Origin of the sequence: Bacillus cereus group sp. N11 (assembly GCF_016483605.1) — a bacterium.
Lineage (GTDB): Bacteria > Bacillota > Bacilli > Bacillales > Bacillaceae_G > Bacillus_A > Bacillus_A toyonensis.
In genome coordinates this window covers 80271-100969 of sequence record NZ_JAEHBN010000011.1, presented here as the reverse complement: position 1 = coordinate 100969, position 20699 = coordinate 80271, and the positions used below count along the sequence as shown (strand labels likewise).

Sequence of the window (20699 nt, the reverse complement as noted above, 5' to 3'; positions counted from 1 at the left end):
CATGAGACAAATTTTTAGTGACAAAAAAATTGATGCGTCGCTGTTTCTACAAATGGAAAACTTAATGTATGCCCTTCTAAAAGAAGACGATGCCTATCTTGAATATGGCTATAAAGCATACTACGACGAAATTGAAAAAAAGGTTGTCATTAGTCACTTTTGGGATGATCGAAAAGAAGAAGATACAGTAATCGGATTAAAAAGCGAAGTGTTCTTAAAAGCACTTGGTAATAAACATTACTCGGACATGGCTTTAATTCGTTCTTACGCGATTGAATTACAAGAATCGCCCCTAAAGAAGTTCTTAACACAATTATTTGTTCTATTAGAAGATTTACGTGTCGAGGAAATCGTAAAAAACTTACGACCTGGCACGAAACATATTTTTAAACGCCGAAAAGAAATGTACCGCAATTACTTCGGCTCACAAAATGAAATAAACCGCGTTCGTAACTATCACGGTGATCGTCTATTTTGTCTATGTTACCTTTCATTAACGAGCGATAAATATGAAATGTTTACTAATGAATATTTCGAGCAAATTGAAGTAATTTTGCATGAGACATTCCAAGCCCGTAATACGGAAGATATTATGTATATCGTTGAGAAAATTCGCTACCGCTTAGAGGAGCTTCTTGAAAATGATATGCTTAACAATTATTTCGGACATGCTCCGCTTTATTTATCTGTCATTGCAGATGAAAAGAACTGCCGCGTTGAAGATTTAGCAAATGATGATACACAGCTCATAGATGACGATGACAATAAAAACAAAATGGATGAAAGCTTCTCCACATGGCATCGTGAAAATAAAAATAACGAAAACGAGAACTTTTTACGCTTTGAATTAGAAAGCGGAACAAAAACAAACATGATGGGTGATACTGCTCGTGAATCAGAAGATGGCGATCAAGCACTTGGTTCTGTACAAGGTACTTCTCAAAAAAGTACACAATCCAACTTTGATGGTGCTGATACAGAAGAAGCAAGAGCTTCACACGCTTCTAGCCAAAGCGAGGGTGCATATGGTAAGTATAATGTAGGTGCCTCTCATACATTTAAAGAAGCTCGCAAATCAAATCCTGACGAGAAAAAAGATTACCAAGCTATCAAATCAGTCGTTAATAAAGATGTAAAAGAATTAAAGAAAATTATCGAAAAAACGATTGAAAATAAAACGAATGCAAATAGTGATAAATACTACGGAAGACTTCGGAAGAAATTCCTTCGTATTTATACTGAAAAGCAGCCGCGCATGTTTTATAAAAAAGGACAAGAATCGCAAGAGCTCGACGTTGCATTCCAACTATTAGTGGATTGTTCTGGTTCTATGTATAACAAAATGGAAGAAACGAAGAAGAGTGTTGTCTTATTCCATGAAGCGTTGAAATCTTTAAAAATCCCGCACGCTATTAGCGGATTTTGGGAAGATGCTTCTAGTGCTAAACCTGAAGATAAACCGAACGTTATCCATGAGGTTGTAAATTACAAAAACTCAACGTTACCAAACGTTGGTCCAGAAATTATGCAACTTCGTGAAGAAGAAGATAACCGCGACGGATATATTATTCGTATCGTTTCTGAAAAGCTTGCGAAAAGACCAGAAAAACATAAATTTCTATTAGTCTTCACAGACGGTGAACCTTCTGCCCTAGACTATCAACAAGACGGAATTTTAGATACGCATGAAGCTGTGAAACTCGCTCGTAAAAGTGGTATGGAAGTAATCGGTATCTTCATCGAAGAAGGCGAAGTGAAAGAAGCAACTTATCAATTAATGAAAAACATTTATAATCATCACTTCTTAGTTGCAAATCATGCTGAAGATTTACGATTGAAGATTAAACCATTGCTGAAAAAACTATTACTGAAGACGATTGAATAGAAAAAGGAGCCTTTTGGCTCCTTTTTCTCGTTCAATTACTTTTTTTCTGGTTGAAACTTGTATGGAATAGCTACTTCTAACAATGACTCGAATCCTCCATCGTAGAATGGGAATCGTTCAGTTGCGATTGTTCGCTCCACCCACTCTATCGCAGAAATTTCTCCCTCATCTTCTGCATGTACCTCGCCCGTTAGTACTTTCGCTCGAAATGTAAAAAGTAGTGCGTGATTCCCGGATTCTTCAAAGAATTTTTCATTGATTGCAACAAGTCCACCTGCCATAGCAGTTAAACCTGTCTCTTCTTTTACTTCCCTTACTAGAGCTTCCTCTAACGTCTCACGCTTTTCAACAGCCCCGCCTGGCAATGACCAAACGTTTTGTTCTACATTATGTACCATTAATATTTTATCTGTTTCTTCGTCATGTATTAGTGCATATACGACATCAACTCTTTGCATGTTATTTTCACCCTCTCAAAAAGAATGAAGAGCCGATTCCTAAGAATCGACCCTTCCTATTAATTCATCACTAACTCAGCTGTGAGCTTTTTTTTTAACTTAGCCAACATGTCCGTTGTCATTTTGTCTAAATCGTATTCTGCTTTAAAGCCCCACTCTTTCATTGCTGCTGTTGCATCAATAGAGTTTGGCCAGCTATCAGCGATTGTTTGACGAGCTGGATCTACTGCGTAATCCATTGTAAACGTCGGAATGTGTTTACGAATTGATGCTGCAATTTGCTCTGGCTCGAAGCTCATTGCTGTAATGTTGAACGCATTTCTATGCACTAGCTTACTTGAATCAGCTTCCATTAATGAAATGATCGCTTGTAAAGCATCTGGCATATACATCATATCCATGTACGTTCCTTCAGCAATGTATGAGGTGTATGCACCTTTTTTAATCGCCTCATAATAAATTTCAACTGCATAGTCAGTTGTTCCGCCTCCTGGAGGAGCTACGTAAGAAATTAAGCCTGGGAAGCGTACACCGCGCGTATCAACGCCAAACTTTTGATGATAATAATCACATAGTAATTCTCCTGCTACTTTGTTTACCCCATACATCGTAGTAGGACGCTGAATTGTATCTTGTGGCGTATTATCTTTCGGCGTTGATGGGCCGAATGCACCGATAGAACTTGGCGTGAAAAACTTACAGTTTAATTCACGAGCTGCTTCTAATGCATTTACAAGTCCACCCATATTTAAATTCCAAGCAAATAACGGATTTTTTTCTGCTGTTGCTGAAAGTAAAGCTGCTAAATGAATAATTGTATCTACTTCATTACGCTTTGCAATATCATGTAGTTTTTGCCCATCTGTTACATCTAACGTTTCAAATGGACCAGACGTTACTACTTCACTATCTGTTTCACGAATATCTGTTGCAATAACGTTTGATGCGCCGTATACATCACGAAGTTTCATTACTAGTTCAGAACCAATTTGCCCTAAAGAACCGGTTACTAGAATTTTTTTCATTTTCCCCACTCCTCATTTGCAAGCTATTCAAAAGATGTCGTTACTTAAATGATGCCCATTTCTTTCCCTACTTTTTCATATTTAAGAATTGCTTCATCTAGCATTTCCTTCGTATGAGCTGCTGTAGGCATATTACGAACGCGTCCTGTTCCTTTAGCTACAGTTGGGAACACGATAGATTTTGCGTATACGCCTTCTTCATTTAGACGTCTACTAAATTCTTGTGTTAATACTTCATCACCAATAATACAAGGTGTAATTGGCGTTTCACTTTCTCCGATGTTAAAGCCAAGTTCTTTTAACCCTTGTTTTAAATAGCGACCATTTTCCCATAAACGATCGTGTAACTCTGTGCTTTCCATTAAGATTTCAATTGATCTCATGCAAGCTGCTGCATCAGCTGGTGTTAATGCTGTAGAGAATAAGAATGGACGTGAACGAACTTTTAACCAATCAATTAAGTTTTGTTTCCCTGCTACATATCCACCAATTACCCCAATTGCTTTTGATAATGTACCAATTTGGAAATCAACTCTATCAGAAAGACCGAAGTGCTTCACAGTACCTGCACCTTTTCCAAGTACCCCTGAACCATGTGCATCATCTACATATGTCATTAAATCTAGCTCTTCTGCAATCTCAACAATTTCTGGTAATTTTGCAATATCTCCATCCATTGAGAAAACACCGTCTGTAATAACCATTAATTTATTGTAAAGACCTGATTCTTTCGCCGCGATTGCTTTTTGGCGTAAATCTTCCATATCAGAATGTTTATAAACGATGATTTTCGCTCTTGATAGACGACTACCATCAATAATAGATGCATGATTTAATTCATCTGAAAGAATCGCATCATTTTTATCCATAACAGCTGAAATCGCTGCCATATTACAATTAAATCCTGATTGATAAGCAATTGCTGCTTCTGTATGTTTAAACTTTGCAATTATTTCTTCTAATTTAATATGCAAATCTAAAGTACCGTTAATTGTACGAACAGCTCCTGCTCCAACACCGTACTTATGAATTGCACCAATCGCTGCTTCTTGTAAGCGATTATCAGTCGCTAATCCAAGATAGTTGTTTGAAGATAAGTTAATATATTCTTTGCCGCCAATTGTAATAATCGGTCCATTTGGACTTTCAAGCGGATCAATTACGTTATAAAGCCCCTTTGATTTTAAATCCTCTAAATTTTCTTCTAAAAATTTCGCAAGTGTTTTACTAGACATCGTGAAGCCTCCCATCGTTCATGTAAGCGGATTATTGTCTTAATAGTTCTAATAATCCCTCTACTAGCTTAACACGTTTTCAGAATTTATTATAGAAAAATAGTTTAAAGAAACCGCTTACAAATTTTAATTATATATGATTCATTACAAGAAATCTATCATTTACATTCCATATTTGATAGAATTAAAAAAATATTTAGGGAGGCTTCAAACATGGCATTTACAGAATCCGATGTATATAATAACGAAGCTTTTTTTGAGCAATATATGAAACGAAGATACCGCGAAAATAGCCCCAATGAATCCATTGAAAAGCCAGCATTCTTTCAACTCATTGGTGATGTAAAAGGAAAACAAATTCTCGATTTAGGTTGTGGCGATGCTAAGTTTGGCGAGGAATTATTAGAAAACGGATGCCACTCTTACACCGGCATTGAAGGCTCTCAGCTTATGTATGAAAAAGCTAAAAAACAACTAGAAAATAAAAATGGATCTGTTCATTTGATAAACCTCAAAGATTATACATACTCCCCATCTACTTTTGATTTAGTCACATCTAGACTCGCTTTACATTATATTGAACATCTTCATATCATTTTTCAAAATGTGTACAAAACTTTAAAAACAAATGGAACCTTCATCTTTAGCGTTCAACATCCTGTTATTACCTCTTCATTTGAAAGCTTGCAAACGAGTGGTAAAAGAACGAACTGGTTCGTCGATGATTATTTTAAACTAGGTAAACGGGTTGAACCATGGATTGACCAAGAAGTTATTAAATATCATCGTACAACGGAAGAGTATTTCACATTATTACAGCAAGCCGGATTTACCATTATAAATCTAAAAGAAGCTACACCAAATCAAACCTATTTTCAAAGTGAAGAGGAATATGAACGACGTTTACGAATTCCCCTCTTTCTATTATTTTCTTGTAAAAAATAAAAAGACGATGAATCCCCATCGTCTTTTTTCGTTATCTCATTGCTTGAGCAACTTCTTTAACTAATCGTCTTCCTCTTCCGTGCGGGATACATAGTGGTGTTCCAAACAACGGATCCGTACTGATTTGACACTCCATACGGAATACATCCCGAACTAACTTCTGGTCAATAACTTCTTCTGGTTTACCTTGTGCATATATTCGTTTATCTTGAATAGCTACAATGTTGTCTGCATAACGGCATGCCAAATTCAAATCGTGTAATACCATAACAATTGTTCGTTGCTCTGTTTCATTTAATTCGAATAATAAATCTAGCACTTCAATTTGGTGAGTCATATCTAAATATGTAGTTGGCTCATCCAGTAAAATAATGTCTGTATCTTGTGCAAGCGTCATTGCAATCCAAGCACGTTGACGTTGCCCACCTGAAAGAGCATGCACATCCCGCTCAGCAAATTCTGTCATACCTGTTGCTGCAAGTGCCTTCTGTACCATTTCCTCGTCTTTTTCTGACCATTGCTTTAACCAAGTTTGATATGGATAACGTCCTTGCTTTACAAGTTGCAATACTGTAAGCCCTTCTGGTGCTTGGGGTCCTTGCGGTAAGATTGCCATTTGACGAGCAATTTGCTTCGTTTGCATACTTTGTAACGCTTGATTATCTAACAAAATATCACCATTTGTTGGCTTTAATAATCTAGCTAGTGAACGTAATAAAGTTGATTTTCCACAACCGTTAGAACCGATGAAGATTGTAATTTCACCTTTTGGAATTTCTAAATCCAACTCCTCGATAATAATTGTTTCACCGTAGGACAGCGTCAAACGTTTTGTCTCCAATGCTTTTTGCATATTCATCTCCCTTTATGAATTCCGACTTTTATAAAGTAAATAAATAAAATAAGGTGCACCAATTGCTGATGTAAATACCCCTGCTGGAATTTCAAGTGGTGTGAAAATTGTGCGCCCAATTAAATCCGCAGCGAGTACTAAAATTGCACCGACAATAGCTGCAACTGGGAGTAATGCACCGTATAAAGAACCAACTAATCTTCGCGAAATATGAGGTGCCATTAAACCAACAAACCCAATCCCTCCGGCAAAGGCAACCGCCCCACCAATTAAAGCTGTACTAAGTAATAACATAAATACACGCGACTTCGTTAAAGGAACACCAAGTCCTACCGCTATATCATCCCCTAGCTCTTGTGCATTTAAATGTCTAGCAGCGATAAAGGATATTACCGTTAAAATGAGAACCCAAGGCGCAAGTACCATCACATTTTGCCATGAAGAGCCGTAAACAGTACCTGTAATCCATACATTTGCTTGGCTCGCTTGATAAATTGGTGCTAGTAACATAAATAACGTTGTTGCCGCTTTCGTTAACGCCCAAAATCCAACACCAATTAAAACAAGACTAATCGGTGATAAGCCATCATTTTTCCATGCAAATAAATATACAAAAAGCGCTACAATCGTCGCTCCAGCAAAAGCTGCGAGCGGCATATAATGAATGCTTACTGTTAGCGCATTGTTTTTATCACTAAATATAGCTAAAAAGAGTACAACTGCTACGCTTGCACCACCTGTAATTCCAATGATATCAGGGGAAGCAAGCGGATTTCTAACGAGCCCTTGTAAAATACAACCTGCTACAGCAAGTGCAATTCCTACAAGGATCGCAATTAAAATACGCGGCATACGAAACTTATTTACAACCATATTTGACATCGCATCGCCATTTCCAGTAATCGCTTGCCATACGTCATAAGGAGCAATCTTCATATCTCCCATACCTGCACTTGCAAAAAATAATCCTATTAAAATTACTAATAAACTCACCAAGACGAGACTAGCTCGTTTATACATTAAAAACGAGAATCCATCTTTTCCTATACGAAACGGGATATACTTCTTCATTTGCTAAGCCCTCTCTTACGTGCAATATAAATAAAGAATGGGGCCCCGATAAATGCTGTCATAACCCCTACTGGTACTTCTTGTGGCATAATGACATATCTTGCGGCTATATCCGCTAAGATTAATAGTATTGCACCTAACAATCCGCTATAGGGCACTCTCCATCTGTGGTCAACTCCAACAAGAAATCTGGCAAAATGCGGAGTTACAATTCCTATAAATCCTATTGGGCCAGCAACCGCAACTGAACCACCCGACAACAATACAATAATGAGTAGTACGAATGATTTCATTAAAATTGTTCGTTGTCCGAGACCTTTTGCAACATCTTCTCCCATCATCAATGTATTTACTTTCCCTGCCATCATAAGAGAGGCAATCCATCCTACTAATAAATACGGAAATACAGATTGTAAAATTTCTATTTTTCTTCCTTGTACAGATCCGGCAAGCCAAAACAATACTTCTTCCATTGCCTTTTCATTCAAAACAAGCAACCCTTGTGTTAATGATGAAAATAAAGCACTTATCGCGACACCTGCTAATGTTAACTTAAGAGGAGTCGTCCCTTCTTTTCCTAAAGAACTAGAAGCAAATACAAGTACAGCTGCAATTGCCGCTCCTAAAAAGGCAATCCACGTGAAAGCCGATAATGACGTCACGGAAAAGATAACAATTGCTACAACTATGAAGAACGCAGCGCCTGAATTTAATCCAATAAAATCTGGTGAAGCAAGTGGATTCTTAGTTAAAGTTTGCATAAGACAGCCTGCAATGGCTAAACTAGCACCAACACTAGCTGCAATTAACGCCCTAGGCAGACGTACATTTTGAATAATAATATGTTCATTGGAACCATTAAAATGGAAAAAAGCATCCAATGCTAGTTTCCAACTCGTATTTGTATATCCGAAAATAATACTTCCCCAAATACAAATAACGACTGCAATGATTCCAACAAATAATCCAATCCATTTTGCTCGATTTGTTTTTAATAACATGCAGCGTTTCCCCTTCAATGTATAATGATACGTTGTTAGTGTATTTCAACTTAATTCTCATTGTCAACGGAAATGAGAATTATTTTCAGCCATATGTATTGACAATCAAAAGATAAAGGCTTAATATCATGCTTGCTATTGAAAAATATTCTCAACATGTAGGGGGTACATAATGAATTTCATGCGGAAGAAATCGTTTACAGTATTTGTATTTTTACTAGCATTTTCAATGCTTTTAAGTGCTTGTGGAAAATCAAATAACAAAGAAGAATCTACAAAAGAAGATAATAAAAAAGAAGTGGTTACTGTAGAACATGCAATGGGTAAAACAGAAGTTCCTGCTAATCCAAAACGTGTAGTTATCTTAACAAATGAAGGAACTGAAGCTTTACTTGAATTAGGTGTGAAACCAGTTGGTGCTGTAAAGTCTTGGACTGGTGACCCATGGTATCCACATATTAAGGATAAAATGAAAGATGTAAAAGTTGTTGGTGATGAAGGACAAGTTAACGTTGAAACAATTGCTTCTTTAAAACCGGACTTAATTATTGGTAACAAAATGCGCCACGAAAAAGTGTACGAACAACTAAAAGCAATTGCACCTACTGTGTTCTCAGAAACATTACGTGGTGAATGGAAAGATAACTTCAAATTTTATGCAAAAGCATTAAATAAAGAAAAAGAAGGCCAAAAGGTTTTAGCTGATTACGAAACACGTATGAAAGATTTAAAAGGCAAACTTGGTGATAAAGTAAATCAAGAAATTTCTATGGTACGCTTTATGCCTGGTGATGTTCGTATTTATCACGGTGATACATTCTCTGGTGTTATTTTAAAAGAACTTGGATTTAAACGTCCTGGTGATCAAAATAAAGATGATTTTGCAGAGCGTAACGTATCTAAAGAACGTATTTCGGCAATGGATGGCGATGTATTATTCTACTTCACATTCGATAAAGGCAATGAGAAAAAAGGTTCTGAACTAGAAAAAGAATATATAAACGATCCTCTATTTAAAAACTTAAATGCAGTAAAGAACGGAAAAGCATACAAAGTTGACGACGTTATTTGGAATACAGCTGGCGGTGTAATGGCTGCTAACTTGCTACTAGACGACATTGAAAAACGCTTCGTTAAATAAATTTATTCTAACCAGCTCCCCTCTTTTATGGAGCTGGTTTTTTCATTTCACTGAAGTGTCACATTATTTCATTTTGTATTTTTATTCCCAATATGTTATATTATAAAAGTAAATAGAATATATTTTCTCTATATCAGAATAAATATTTTAATCTAAATTTTCTGATTAATCACTATTTTAAATTCGTTTAGAATTCAATTACTACATTTGAAAACGCTTATTATCAAGTTTTCAGGGCAAAATACAATAACGGTTGAAGAAAATAGAACTTTTTTAGAAATTTTCTTTCTATTTCCATATAATTCTATTGACTTCTAAATATTTTGTAAATTAAAATGATTACATAAATATCCGTTATACAGGATTAGGGGGAAACAAAAATGGATGCAGCTTTAAAATTAGACAAAGCTGGAGAGCAACAATCACCAAAAAAACATCCACCAGGGTTATACTTGTTGTTCTTTACAGAAGCATGGGAAAGATTTAGTTATTACGGAATGCGTGGCTTATTAGTTCTTTATTTAACAACGAGCTTAGTAAGCGGCGGTTTAGGCTTTGATAAAGCAGTTGCAGTTCAAATTTACGGTATTTTCACAATGCTTGTATATTTCACACCTATTATTGGTGGCTGGTTAACTGACCACTTCATTACGAAACGACACGCCATTACTATTGGCGGTATCATTATGGCGATTGGTAACTTCGTACTATTTTCAATGAATACGAAAACTGGACTATTTTTAGGATTAGGATTATTAGTTATCGGTAACGGATTCTTCAAACCAAATATTTCGACTTTACTAGGTCAATTATATAGCGACAACGATTCTCGTCGTGATAGTGCCTTCACTATCTTCTACATGGGAATCAACTTAGGAGCTCTTATCGCTCCATTCATTTGCGGTTACTTCGCAGATTACAGATACGGTTTCTTAACAGCTTGTATCGGTATGATTATTGGGCAGATTGCATTTAACTTATTAGCACCTCGTTACTTAGGATCAGCTGGAACAACAGTTGTGGGTAAAAAATCTAAAGAACAAAATGCAAAAGCTGTTGAGAAAAAACCTTTAACACCACAAGAGAAAAAACGTACTGTTGCAATTTTAATTTTAACTTGTTTCGTTGTATTCTTCTGGGCAGGATTTGAACAAGCTGGTAGTTCTTTAACACTTTACACAGATAAGTTCGTAGATCGTACAATTGGTGGATTTACAATTCCAACACCTTGGTTCCAATCTGTAAACCCATTATTCATTATCTTATTAGCATTACCAGTTTCTGCATTATGGATTAAACTTTCAAAAACAAAAAATGGTGATTTAAAAATCCCTACAAAAATGGCTTTTGGTATGATTTTACTAGGAGTCGGGTACTTAGTTTTAACTTTAGCTGTTCTAAAAACTGGTAGCGATGAAGGTAACATTACAATGAAAGCAAACTTACTATTCATTGTATTCACTTACATGTTCCACACAATCGGTGAACTATTCTTATCACCAATTGGATTATCTATGGTAAGTGCGATCGCTCCTGTTAAATTAGCATCATTATTAATGGGTGTATGGTTAGCTGGTACTGGCTTTGCAAACTTATTAGCAGGACAATTAGCTGCTTTCACTCAATCTTTAGGATATTTAGAAGTATTTGCAAGCATCGGTGTTATCGTAATCGTACTAGGATTAGTACTTCTTATGTTCTCTAAGAAAATTGCACATATGATGGAATAACAAAAAGACGCTTCTAAAATTAGAAGCGTCTTTTTTATTATTTTTCCTCTAAAGCCGTCACGTCCACATGAACGCTCTCACCAGGATTAGATACGTCATACACTTGGGCACTCCCCTTCTGCTCATCACAGCTCTCAATCCATACTGGTACGCCCTCATATGTAACGTCAATTCTACTTGAAGAAGATAAGATTTGTTTCACACGTTGCACATCCATACTACTATCCCTCCTTTTGCTTACTACACTCCTTTGTATTTTTTCTTTTCCTTTTAGAATATATTCCGTAAGGCAGCATGTTGATTGATAGTCATTTCTTCCTCACATGTTAATATTTACTCTATCGCTACCTTTCTGACAAATAAAAAAAGACGTATATTCCACACGTCTTTTTCCATAATATTCAAATTTTAAGAAAATAATGTTTTTACTACTGCACTTACTTTATCATTATGGATTTGATAATACACTTCTAATCCTCGTCTCTCAAAGCGTACTACCTTATTTTGCTTTAACTTCGTTAAATGTTGTGAAACCGTTGATTGCGGAATTTCTAATACTTCCTGTAGTTGTGTTACATTACACGTTCCACGTTGCATTAGTTCCATTACTAGGCGTAGACGCAACGGATGCGCTAACGCTCTTAACATTTGTACATCTTCTTCTGAAATACGACATTCGAATTGATTTTGGCTCATAAAGTTCCCCTCATTTTCGTTTTTATTTTCGTTTTTATTTTCTTTTTATTTATTTATATATCTGTTCTTATATTTCCTGTTACGACATAACTTTATCAACCTATAACGCTGAAAATTTTTTCCACCTTCATCAGCATAGAATTCAGGAAAAAATCCTTACTGATTTTGAATATTATACTATATGATATAACGAAAAAGCAAAACAAAGGGCTACAAATACTTTGCTTGCAAACGTTGTTTTATCAGGCTTTTTGTTATATTTTCACCTCATTGAAACGCAAAGTAATGATATTGTAAAATACCGTCTATAATTGATAAACTTCCGTAAAGTAGTTGGAGTATACTTAACCTCTTTGTTACACTAAAAGGAATTTTCAGTAAAAAGAGATGCTCTAGTATTAAGAATTTACTTCTTATTTTTTATTCATATTACATTTGGCTGGAATGTTATTCAAAACCTCATAATGAAATAAACCACTCCTTCCCCCACTAGATCAAACAGGACAGATATGTGCAATATATCAAACTTTATATTCGATACAAAAGACGGCATCTACTATACACCTATTGGGACAATGACATATGAACAAAATACTCACTGAATAAAGTTTCACTTTAAAAAGCGCACTCAAATACATTTAAGTGCGCTTTTTGTCTACTTTATGAACAAAGCTTTCTTTTAACACTATTATGGAATAATTATACTTTTTTACGTTGACAATAGTGTTGAAGGAGAATATACTAAGCATGTAAGTTGATTGTGAATTGTTTCACAAATAATGTGAATTTCTTCACATAAAATAGATAGGAGTTGTCATTATTATGAGTACTTGGACACAAATTTATGACCCATTAAACAATATTTGGCTATCTGCACTAATCGCAGCACTTCCAATTTTTTGCTTCATTATTTGTTTAGTGGGATTCAAAATGAAAGGTTACATGGCTGGGCTTTACAGTGTAATTGTTGCTATTATTCTTGCTATATTTGTTTATAAAATGCCTACAACTGCAGCAGTAGCATCTGCCGGATTTGGTGTTTTATCTGGATTTTATCCAATTTGTACTATCGTTATCGCAGCTATCTTCCTTTACAAATTAACTGTTAAAACAGAACAATTCAATGTCATTCGTGATAGCATTTCAAGTATTACAAATGATCAACGTTTACAAGTATTATTAATCGCTTATTCTTTCGGCGCTTTCTTAGAAGGCGCAGCTGGTTTCGGTGTTCCGGTTGCTATTACAGCTGCATTACTTGTAGGTATGGGCTTTAATCCATTAAAAGCAGCGGGCATTTGCTTAGTAGCTAATATCGCTGGTGGTGCTATGGGGGCTATGGGTATTCCAGTTACAGTACCTGCACAATTAACTGGAATAGATGCATTAACTGTCGGTCGTCAAGCAGTTTACATTTTGCCATTCATTAGCATTGTTTTACCGTTCTTACTTGTTTCAATGGTAGATGGATTTAAAGGCATTAAAGAAACTTGGCAAGGTATTCTTGTAAGTGGTGTTTCTTTCGCAATTACTCAGTTCGTTGTAACTTACTTCTTAGGCGCTGAACTTACTAATATTTTCGCAGCAGTCATAAGTATGGTCGCTCTTGCATTATTTTTACGTGTTTGGCAACCAAAGTCTTCTGCTAAAGAAGAAAAACAAGAAGAAAAAGAATCTCATACATTCAATCAAATTTTATATGCTTGGTCTCCATTCGTATTCTTAACTGCATTTGTAACAATCTTTAATTTAAAACCAATTAAAGCTTTATTTGCTCCGGATGGTCCATTAGCAAACTTAGTATTTAACATTCAATTCCCTGGTCTTCATAATCAAGTTATAAAAACTGCACCAATCACAAAAGCTGATACACCTTTCGCAGCGATTTTCAAACTAGATGTATTCTCTTCTACAACTACTGCGATTGTATTAGCAATTATCGTTTCACTTATCGTTTACCGCGTAAAAGGTAAAATGGTTAAAGAATTAATGATTGAAACAATAAAAGAATTAAAGGTTCCAGTATATACAATTTGTAGCGTTATCGCTTTAGCTTACGTAGAAAACTACTCTGGTATGTCATCTACACTTGGACTTGCATTCTCTTCTACTGGAAATGCATTCCCTATTCTTTCTCCAATCTTAGGATGGATTGGCGTATTCATTACTGGTTCAGTAGTATCTAGTGGTTCACTATTCGCACCACTTCAAGCAGTAACTGCCGATCAATTAAACATCGTCCCATCTACTCTCGTTTCATTAAACGTAGTTGGTGGCACAATAGCAAAAATGGTTTCACCACAATCCATAGCAGTTGCTTGTGCGGCAGTTGGACTAGTTGGTAAAGAATCTGCTCTATTTAAAACAGTGATGAAATATAGTTTAATCTTCTTAGCTATTATTAGCTTACTTCAATTAAATGCTGTATTTAATATCTTTTAAAAATAAAACACCGATCCAAATGGATCGGTGTTTTTTCACATTACATCTTCTTATTCTTTAATAAAGAAGCACCAGCAATTTCAGGATGCGTCATTTCGAATGGATCTAAAATAATATCCAATTCTTCTTCTGTCAGTACACCATGTTCTAAGCATAACTCCCTAACAGATTTTCCTGTTTCAATTGCTTCACGTGCAATACGAGATGCTGCTTCATAACCAATGTGAGGGTTAACTGCTGTAATAATTCCAACACTTTTCTCAACATATTGCTTCAGCAATTCTTCATTTGCTGTAATTCCTTTAATACAGTATTCACGGAATACACGGAATCCGTTATTCATAATACTAATAGATTGAATTAAATTAAATACAAGCACAGGCTCCATTACGTTTAATTCTAATTGTCCTGCTTCTGATGCCAAGCAAATTGTATGATCATTACCAATTACTTGGAAAGCAACTTGATTAATTACTTCTGCCATAACTGGATTTACTTTACCTGGCATAATAGATGAACCTGGTTGGCGTGCAGGCAATTGAATCTCTGCTAATCCGACACGTGGCCCAGACGCCATAATACGAAGATCGTTTGCAATTTTAGACATATTCATCATACATACTTTTAATGCCGCAGATACTTCTGTGTATGCGTCTGTGTTTTGCGTTGCATCAACTAAATGCTCTGCGCCGACAAGTGGGAATCCGCTAAATGTTCGTAAATGTTTTACCACTTGTTCAATGTACGTAGGATTTGCATTTAATCCCGTACCAACAGCTGTCGCCCCCATATTCACTTCATATAAATGTTGACGAGACTGTTTAATTCTTTTTATATCACGCGCAAGCACGCGGCTATACGCTTCAAATTCTTGTCCAAGGCGAATTGGCACTGCATCTTGTAAATGTGTGCGTCCCATTTTAATGACGTGATCGAACTCTTTTGCCTTTGTACGGAAAGCAGCATGAAGTTCTTCCATTGTAATAAGAAGCTCTTCTAACATCATAAGAGTTGCAATATGAATTCCCGTTGGAAACGCATCATTTGTTGACTGAGCCATGTTCACATGCGTGTTTGGGCTAATTTTCGCATACTCACCTTTTTTGTATCCCATACGTTCTAATGCTCTATTCGCAATTACTTCATTTGTATTCATATTAATGGAAGTTCCAGCACCGCCTTGAATTGGATCCACAATAAATTGATCATGGAACTTTCCATCAACAATTTCTTGTGCCGCTTCCGCAATTTCTTGCCCAATATCTTTAGCTAAATAACCGGTATCCATATTCGCAAGTGCCGCCGCCTTTTTCACAATTGCCATTGCCGTAATGAGTGACGGATGAATGCGATATCCTGTAATTGGAAAGTTTTCTACGGCACGTAATGTTTGTACACCATAATAAGCTACACTTGGTACTTCCTTTTCACCTAAAAAATCTTTTTCTATACGTATATCCTTCGTTGCTATCATTTGCATCACCTATACTTTTTTCATTCTAAATCCTTATCTAAAAAATCCGCCATCTCAAAATACGAGTATTATTCAGAAGAATTTTTCAGTATCCACCTTCACTATATAGCACCTCTTTTGAAAGCGCAAACATTTGATTTTCTATATATCCTTTTTATTAAAGTTTATAGAAAATCATTCTTCTACTTTCTTTATCTCCACTCGTTTAATTTGATGCATATCCTTTTCAAGGACTTTAAAATAAAAGCCATGTTTCTCAATAACATCCCCTTCAGCAACGACTTGTTTTTGTACCATGATCCAACCACCAATTGTATCTACATCATCTGCAACCAAATGTATGCCAAATAAATCATTTACTTCACTAATAAGCACTTTTCCCTCTACAATTTTACATCCTTCGCTTATGTGTTCGATAGGCGGGTGTTCATCTTCATCGTATTCATCTCGAATTTCTCCAACAATTTCTTCTAAAATATCTTCTAGCGTGACAATGCCTGCTGTACCACCATATTCATCATATAATACAGCTAACGGAATTCGCCTTCTTTGCATTTGTAATAGCAAATCATGAATTGGGATATTTTCTAATACTTCAATAACTGGCCTTGTATATGGTGTAATCGAGCACTCTTCCTCTCGATTACCATCCATATAACGAATAAATAAATCTTTTACATTAACCATTCCGATAATCTCATCTTTATCTTCACCAAATACAGGATATCTCGTATATTTTTCTTGCGCAATTACTGTAATATGTGTTTCAAACGGCTCGTCCTCATATAATCCTACAACTTCCGTACGAGGTACCATAATTTCCTTTGCTACTCTATTATCGAATTCAAAAATATTATTTACGTATTTAAATTCTCTTTGATTAATCTCTCCGCTCTCATAGCTCTCCGATAAGATTAACCTTAATTCTTCTTCTGAATGAGCTACTTCATGTTCAGAAGCTGGATGTAATCCAAATAAACCTGTTACAAGCCTTGCCGAACCATTTAAAGCCCAAATAAACGGATACATAACTCGGTAAAAATAAATAAGTGGCTTCGATAATAATAAGCTAACTTGCTCTGACCTTTGTATAGCTAATGTTTTTGGGGCAAGTTCCCCAATAACAACATGTAAAAATGTAATCACTGCAAAGGCAATAATAAATGAAATTGTACTAGCAATTGCAGGAGATAATTGTAACTTTAAGAACAATGGCTCGAGTAAATGTTTTATAGTTGGCTCTCCTAACCACCCGAGCCCTAACGCAGTAATCGTAATACCTAACTGACATGCTGATAAATACTCATCTAAATTTGCAGTTACTTTTTTAGCAGCCAATGCACCTCGTCGTTTTTCAGTAACGAGTTGATCAATGCGACTGCTACGCACCTTAATAATTGCAAACTCAACAGCCACAAAAAAAGCTGTTAATGCAATAAGAATGGCTACCATCAATAATTTTAAAATATCCACGTATGTCCTTTAGCTTTCTTAGCTAAAGTTACACCTCCTTTTAAAAAGAAGTTTCACTTTAGTTTCTTCAATTATTAGAAAGCAACCCTATATAAAATTCACCAATTTTCAAACCTCATATAATTCTAAAGGTAAACCGTCAGGATCTTGGAAAAAGACGAATTTCTTCCCCGTTATTTCATCAATACGTATCGATTCCGTCTCAACACCACATTGATTTAAATGCGTCACAGCTTCTTCTATATTTATAACTGCAAATGCTAAATGTCTAAGACCAGCTGCTTCTGGAAAACTTGGGCGCTCAGGCGGACTTGGAAATGAAAATAATTCTATTTGATACTCTTCTCCTACACATAAATCCAACTTATAAGAATCGCGTTCCTTTCTATATACTTCATTTATCACTTTAAAACCTAATATTCTAGTATAGAAATCCTTTGACACTTCATAATTCGAACAAATAATTGCAACGTGATGCACTTTACATATATTCATGATTTCTCTATTCCTTTCTTTACCAAAGATGCATATTCTCCCTTGAAATGAAAAACATATATAGCAGAACATCTCTTTTAGGGGGCTTACTATGAAATTTATCACTTTTTTTGTCGGACTTATCGTCGTTTTCTTCCTTGCTTATATTGCTAGCAATAATAAGAAACACATTAAATTCAAACCTATTTTCATCATGCTTATTATACAGTTAATTTTAACCTATTTATTATTAAATACAGAAATTGGTCTCATACTTATCCGGTTCATTTCCAGCCTTTTCACAAAGCTACTCGAGTATGCTGCTGATGGTATAAACTTTGTGTTTGGCGGTCTTGCAAATAAAGGTGAGATGTCGTTTTTCCTTACTGTATTATTACCGATTGTCTTTATTTCCGTCTTAATTGGTATATTACAACATTTCAAAATACTACCATTTTTTATTCATTGGATTGGTTTCTTTCTTAGCAAGATAAATGGTCTTGGGAAATTAGAATCTTACAATGCCATCGCTTCCGCTATTGTCGGCCAATCAGAAGTGTTTATTACGGTAAAAAAGCAATTAGCACAAATTCCAAAACACCGTCTTTATACACTTTGTGCATCAGCCATGTCAACAGTATCTATGTCTATCGTAGGTGCCTATATGACGATGATTGAACCTAAATATGTAGTAACTGCACTCGTTCTCAATTTATTTAGCGGTTTTATTATCATACTCATCATTAACCCTTACGACGTTAAAGATGAAGAAGATATTTTGGAAATAAAAGGTGAAAAGCAAAGTTTCTTTGAAATGCTTGGCGAATATATTCTTGATGGTTTCCGGGTAGCCATTGTCGTTGGCGCCATGCTCATCGGATTCGTAGCATTGATTAGCTGCATTAATGACCTATTCCTCATTATATTCGGCATTACTTTTCAGCAATTAATCGGCTACGTATTTGCACCTATTGCATTTCTTATCGGTGTACCAAGTTCTGAAATTGTCGCAGCTGGTAGCATTATGGCAACGAAGCTTGTAACGAATGAATTTGTAGCAATGATGGATCTTAGTAAAATTTCCAATAGCCTTTCTCCCCGTACAGTTGGTATCATTTCTGTTTTCCTCGTTTCTTTTGCCAACTTTTCTTCTATTGGAATTATTTCCGGTGCAGTAAAAGGGTTAAACGAAGACCAAGGAAATGTTGTGGCAAGGTTTGGGCTTAAATTACTATATGGAGCTACTCTCGTTAGTATTTTATCTGCAATTATCGTAAGTATTATGTTGTAATTAGGTAAAATTTTATCATTTTCTTATCCCTATCTTTTGTATACAATAACGAATAGGTGTCTTATAAAGTGAAACTTTACTCAGAGGGGGCTATCCCCCTTTGAGTATTAGCCTTCACCAATCGGGCTTTTACGGGCAGTTAACTCCCACCTAACTTCCTTGCATTCGCTGGACTTTGAGGTGGGAGTTTTACTGCCCGTTAATGCGGGATAAATAATCAAGACATCTATTTTTTATACATGTACAATCGCTTTTATTTAGCGTAAAATATTTTTTATGTGTTTTAATACACCTAGATGTATACACTTTGATAGTTTTAAAGGAGAAAAAATGATGAAATCCGACACAAACAACAATATGCGAGCCAAAAAAGGACGCTCAAAGAAAAAACGCCTACTTTGGTTCCTTCTTATTCCATTACTAATTGTAGCACTTGGAGCAGGAGGTTACTCCTTCCATATATACAGTAAAGCAAAATCCATTTTAAATAACGCTTATTCTGAACTAGGTCGAGGAGATAAATCCAACAAACGTGAAAAAGCAGTTAAACCTATGACTGATAACATTTCCGTACTTATTATGGGTGTTGATGAAAGTGATATTAGAGAAAAAAATTATGGAAAAGCAACTCGTACGGATGCGCTATTACTTGCAACAATTAATAAAAACGATAAATCCGTTAAACTTGTAAGCATTCCACGTGACTCACGCGTCTACATTAAGTCACGTGATAAATACGATAAAATTACACATGCACACGTATTCGGCGGTGTAGACAGCACGATTGATACAGTAGAGAACTTTTTAGACGTTCCTGTTGACTACTACGTAAAATTTAACTTTAAATCCTTTATCAAAATCGTTGATTCCCTTGGCGGTATTACTGTCGATGTTCCTGTTGAGTTTTCAGAACAAAATAGTAAAGACGAAGCAAATGCAATTCATCTTAAAAAAGGACGTCAACATTTAAACGGAGAAGAGGCACTTGCACTAGCTAGAACTCGTCACATCGATAGCGATTATATGCGCGGTCAACGACAACAACTTGTTTTAGAAGCTATTGCCGAAAAAGCACTATCTCTTAATTCCATTAATAAAATCGGTGGCCTACTAGATGCTGTCGATAATGATTTAAAAACAAATTTAACTTTTGATGATATGATGACAATTGCAAAAAATTCAATGGATTCAAGTTTAAAAATGGACAAATTTCAAGTGGAAGGTACAGATAAATATATAGATGGTATTTATTATTACGTTCCAAACGAAAAAAGCGTCAATAATATATCGACAACACTTCAAGAACATCTCGGTGTTACGAATAAAAATGAGCATAAAAAATTATAATAAAAAGGCTGCTAGATTTTTCTAGACAGCCTTTTTATTATAATTTTCAACAAATTTTTCATGCATATTGTGACAAAAAGAGACAATTATTACAACAGTGTAACATTTTTTATAAAAACATTACACACACAATGGAAATAATAGTATACTAGAACTTA

Annotated in this window: 18 protein-coding genes; 7 read left to right on the top strand and 11 right to left on the bottom strand. The window is 35.5% G+C overall.

The window, feature by feature from the left end:
• Position 1 precedes the first annotated feature (1 nt).
• Positions 2-1885: a vWA domain-containing protein gene (locus tag JDS98_RS18785; RefSeq protein ID WP_098711634.1), complete on the top strand. Its 1884-nt coding sequence runs from the start codon at positions 2-4 to the stop codon at positions 1883-1885.
• 35 nt (positions 1886-1920) lie between these two features.
• Here the strand turns inward: JDS98_RS18785 and JDS98_RS18780 are convergent, their stop codons facing one another.
• Genes JDS98_RS18780 through JDS98_RS18770 form a run of 3 tightly spaced genes read right to left on the bottom strand, consistent with a single transcriptional unit; the run spans position 1921 to position 4603 of the window.
• On the bottom strand, positions 1921-2343 hold the full coding sequence (locus tag JDS98_RS18780; protein ID WP_098711633.1) for an NUDIX hydrolase: 423 nt from the start codon (positions 2341-2343) through the stop codon (positions 1921-1923).
• A 59-nt stretch (positions 2344-2402) separates the two neighbouring features.
• Positions 2403-3368, bottom strand: coding sequence for an L-threonine 3-dehydrogenase (locus JDS98_RS18775; protein ID WP_000723133.1), 966 nt, complete (start codon positions 3366-3368; stop codon positions 2403-2405).
• Between the two features lie 44 nt (positions 3369-3412).
• The gene (locus JDS98_RS18770) at positions 3413-4603 is read right to left on the bottom strand and encodes a glycine C-acetyltransferase (RefSeq protein ID WP_000095896.1); all 1191 of its coding nucleotides are present in this window, start codon (positions 4601-4603) and stop codon (positions 3413-3415) included.
• Positions 4604-4816: 213 nt separating this feature from the next.
• On the opposite strand from JDS98_RS18770, the gene JDS98_RS18765 reads away from it, so the two are divergent.
• On the top strand, positions 4817-5548 hold the full coding sequence (locus tag JDS98_RS18765) for a class I SAM-dependent methyltransferase (RefSeq protein ID WP_000885936.1): 732 nt from the start codon (positions 4817-4819) through the stop codon (positions 5546-5548).
• Between the two features lie 31 nt (positions 5549-5579).
• Here JDS98_RS18765 and JDS98_RS18760 read toward each other — a convergent pair whose 3' ends face one another.
• From JDS98_RS18760 to JDS98_RS18750, 3 genes are read right to left on the bottom strand one after another with little or no spacing between them, the layout of a single operon-like run.
• A complete protein-coding gene (locus tag JDS98_RS18760; RefSeq protein ID WP_199634196.1) occupies positions 5580-6401 on the bottom strand; it encodes an ABC transporter ATP-binding protein in 822 nt (273 codons plus the stop codon).
• Positions 6402-6413: 12 nt separating this feature from the next.
• Positions 6414-7472, bottom strand: a complete 1059-nt coding sequence (locus tag JDS98_RS18755) for a FecCD family ABC transporter permease (protein ID WP_000760041.1) — start codon at positions 7470-7472, stop codon at positions 6414-6416.
• Positions 7469-8473 carry a FecCD family ABC transporter permease gene (locus JDS98_RS18750; protein ID WP_000925228.1) on the bottom strand — a complete coding sequence of 335 codons (1005 nt, stop codon included), beginning with the start codon at positions 8471-8473 and terminating at the stop codon, positions 7469-7471. Before JDS98_RS18750 ends, JDS98_RS18755 begins: the two co-directional genes overlap by 4 nt.
• A gap of 172 nt (positions 8474-8645) precedes the next feature.
• Between JDS98_RS18750 and JDS98_RS18745 the strand changes: the two genes are divergently transcribed.
• Positions 8646-9614: an ABC transporter substrate-binding protein gene (locus JDS98_RS18745; RefSeq protein ID WP_001010273.1), complete on the top strand. Its 969-nt coding sequence runs from the start codon at positions 8646-8648 to the stop codon at positions 9612-9614.
• Between the two features lie 380 nt (positions 9615-9994).
• Positions 9995-11344: a peptide MFS transporter gene (locus tag JDS98_RS18740; RefSeq protein ID WP_000338302.1), complete on the top strand. Its 1350-nt coding sequence runs from the start codon at positions 9995-9997 to the stop codon at positions 11342-11344.
• Positions 11345-11381: 37 nt separating this feature from the next.
• Here JDS98_RS18740 and JDS98_RS18735 read toward each other — a convergent pair whose 3' ends face one another.
• Together JDS98_RS18735 and JDS98_RS18730 are read right to left on the bottom strand one after the other, a co-directional pair.
• A complete protein-coding gene (locus tag JDS98_RS18735; protein WP_000383125.1) occupies positions 11382-11561 on the bottom strand; it encodes an acid-soluble spore protein H in 180 nt (59 codons plus the stop codon).
• Positions 11562-11752: 191 nt separating this feature from the next.
• On the bottom strand, positions 11753-12040 hold the full coding sequence (locus JDS98_RS18730; RefSeq protein ID WP_000081428.1) for an ArsR/SmtB family transcription factor: 288 nt from the start codon (positions 12038-12040) through the stop codon (positions 11753-11755).
• 822 nt (positions 12041-12862) lie between these two features.
• Between JDS98_RS18730 and JDS98_RS18725 the strand changes: the two genes are divergently transcribed.
• Positions 12863-14482, top strand: coding sequence for a lactate permease LctP family transporter (locus JDS98_RS18725; RefSeq protein ID WP_087969010.1), 1620 nt, complete (start codon positions 12863-12865; stop codon positions 14480-14482).
• A gap of 40 nt (positions 14483-14522) precedes the next feature.
• On the opposite strand, the gene aspA is transcribed toward JDS98_RS18725, so the two are convergent.
• From aspA to gloA2, 3 genes are all read right to left on the bottom strand, one after another.
• Positions 14523-15956, bottom strand: coding sequence for an aspartate ammonia-lyase (gene aspA, locus JDS98_RS18720; protein ID WP_199634195.1), 1434 nt, complete (start codon positions 15954-15956; stop codon positions 14523-14525).
• A 174-nt stretch (positions 15957-16130) separates the two neighbouring features.
• On the bottom strand, positions 16131-17429 hold the full coding sequence (locus tag JDS98_RS18715; protein WP_000353290.1) for a hemolysin family protein: 1299 nt from the start codon (positions 17427-17429) through the stop codon (positions 16131-16133).
• A 108-nt stretch (positions 17430-17537) separates the two neighbouring features.
• Positions 17538-17924 (bottom strand): SMU1112c/YaeR family gloxylase I-like metalloprotein, encoded by a 387-nt coding sequence (gene gloA2, locus JDS98_RS18710; protein WP_098226552.1) that lies wholly within the window; start codon positions 17922-17924, stop codon positions 17538-17540.
• Positions 17925-18015: 91 nt separating this feature from the next.
• On the opposite strand from gloA2, the gene JDS98_RS18705 reads away from it, so the two are divergent.
• The gene (locus tag JDS98_RS18705) at positions 18016-19194 is read left to right on the top strand and encodes a NupC/NupG family nucleoside CNT transporter (protein WP_000668851.1); all 1179 of its coding nucleotides are present in this window, start codon (positions 18016-18018) and stop codon (positions 19192-19194) included.
• 330 nt (positions 19195-19524) lie between these two features.
• Complete coding sequence (locus tag JDS98_RS18700) at positions 19525-20541, top strand: LCP family protein (RefSeq protein WP_142345873.1); 1017 nt, start codon at positions 19525-19527, stop codon at positions 20539-20541.
• Positions 20542-20699 lie beyond the last annotated feature (158 nt).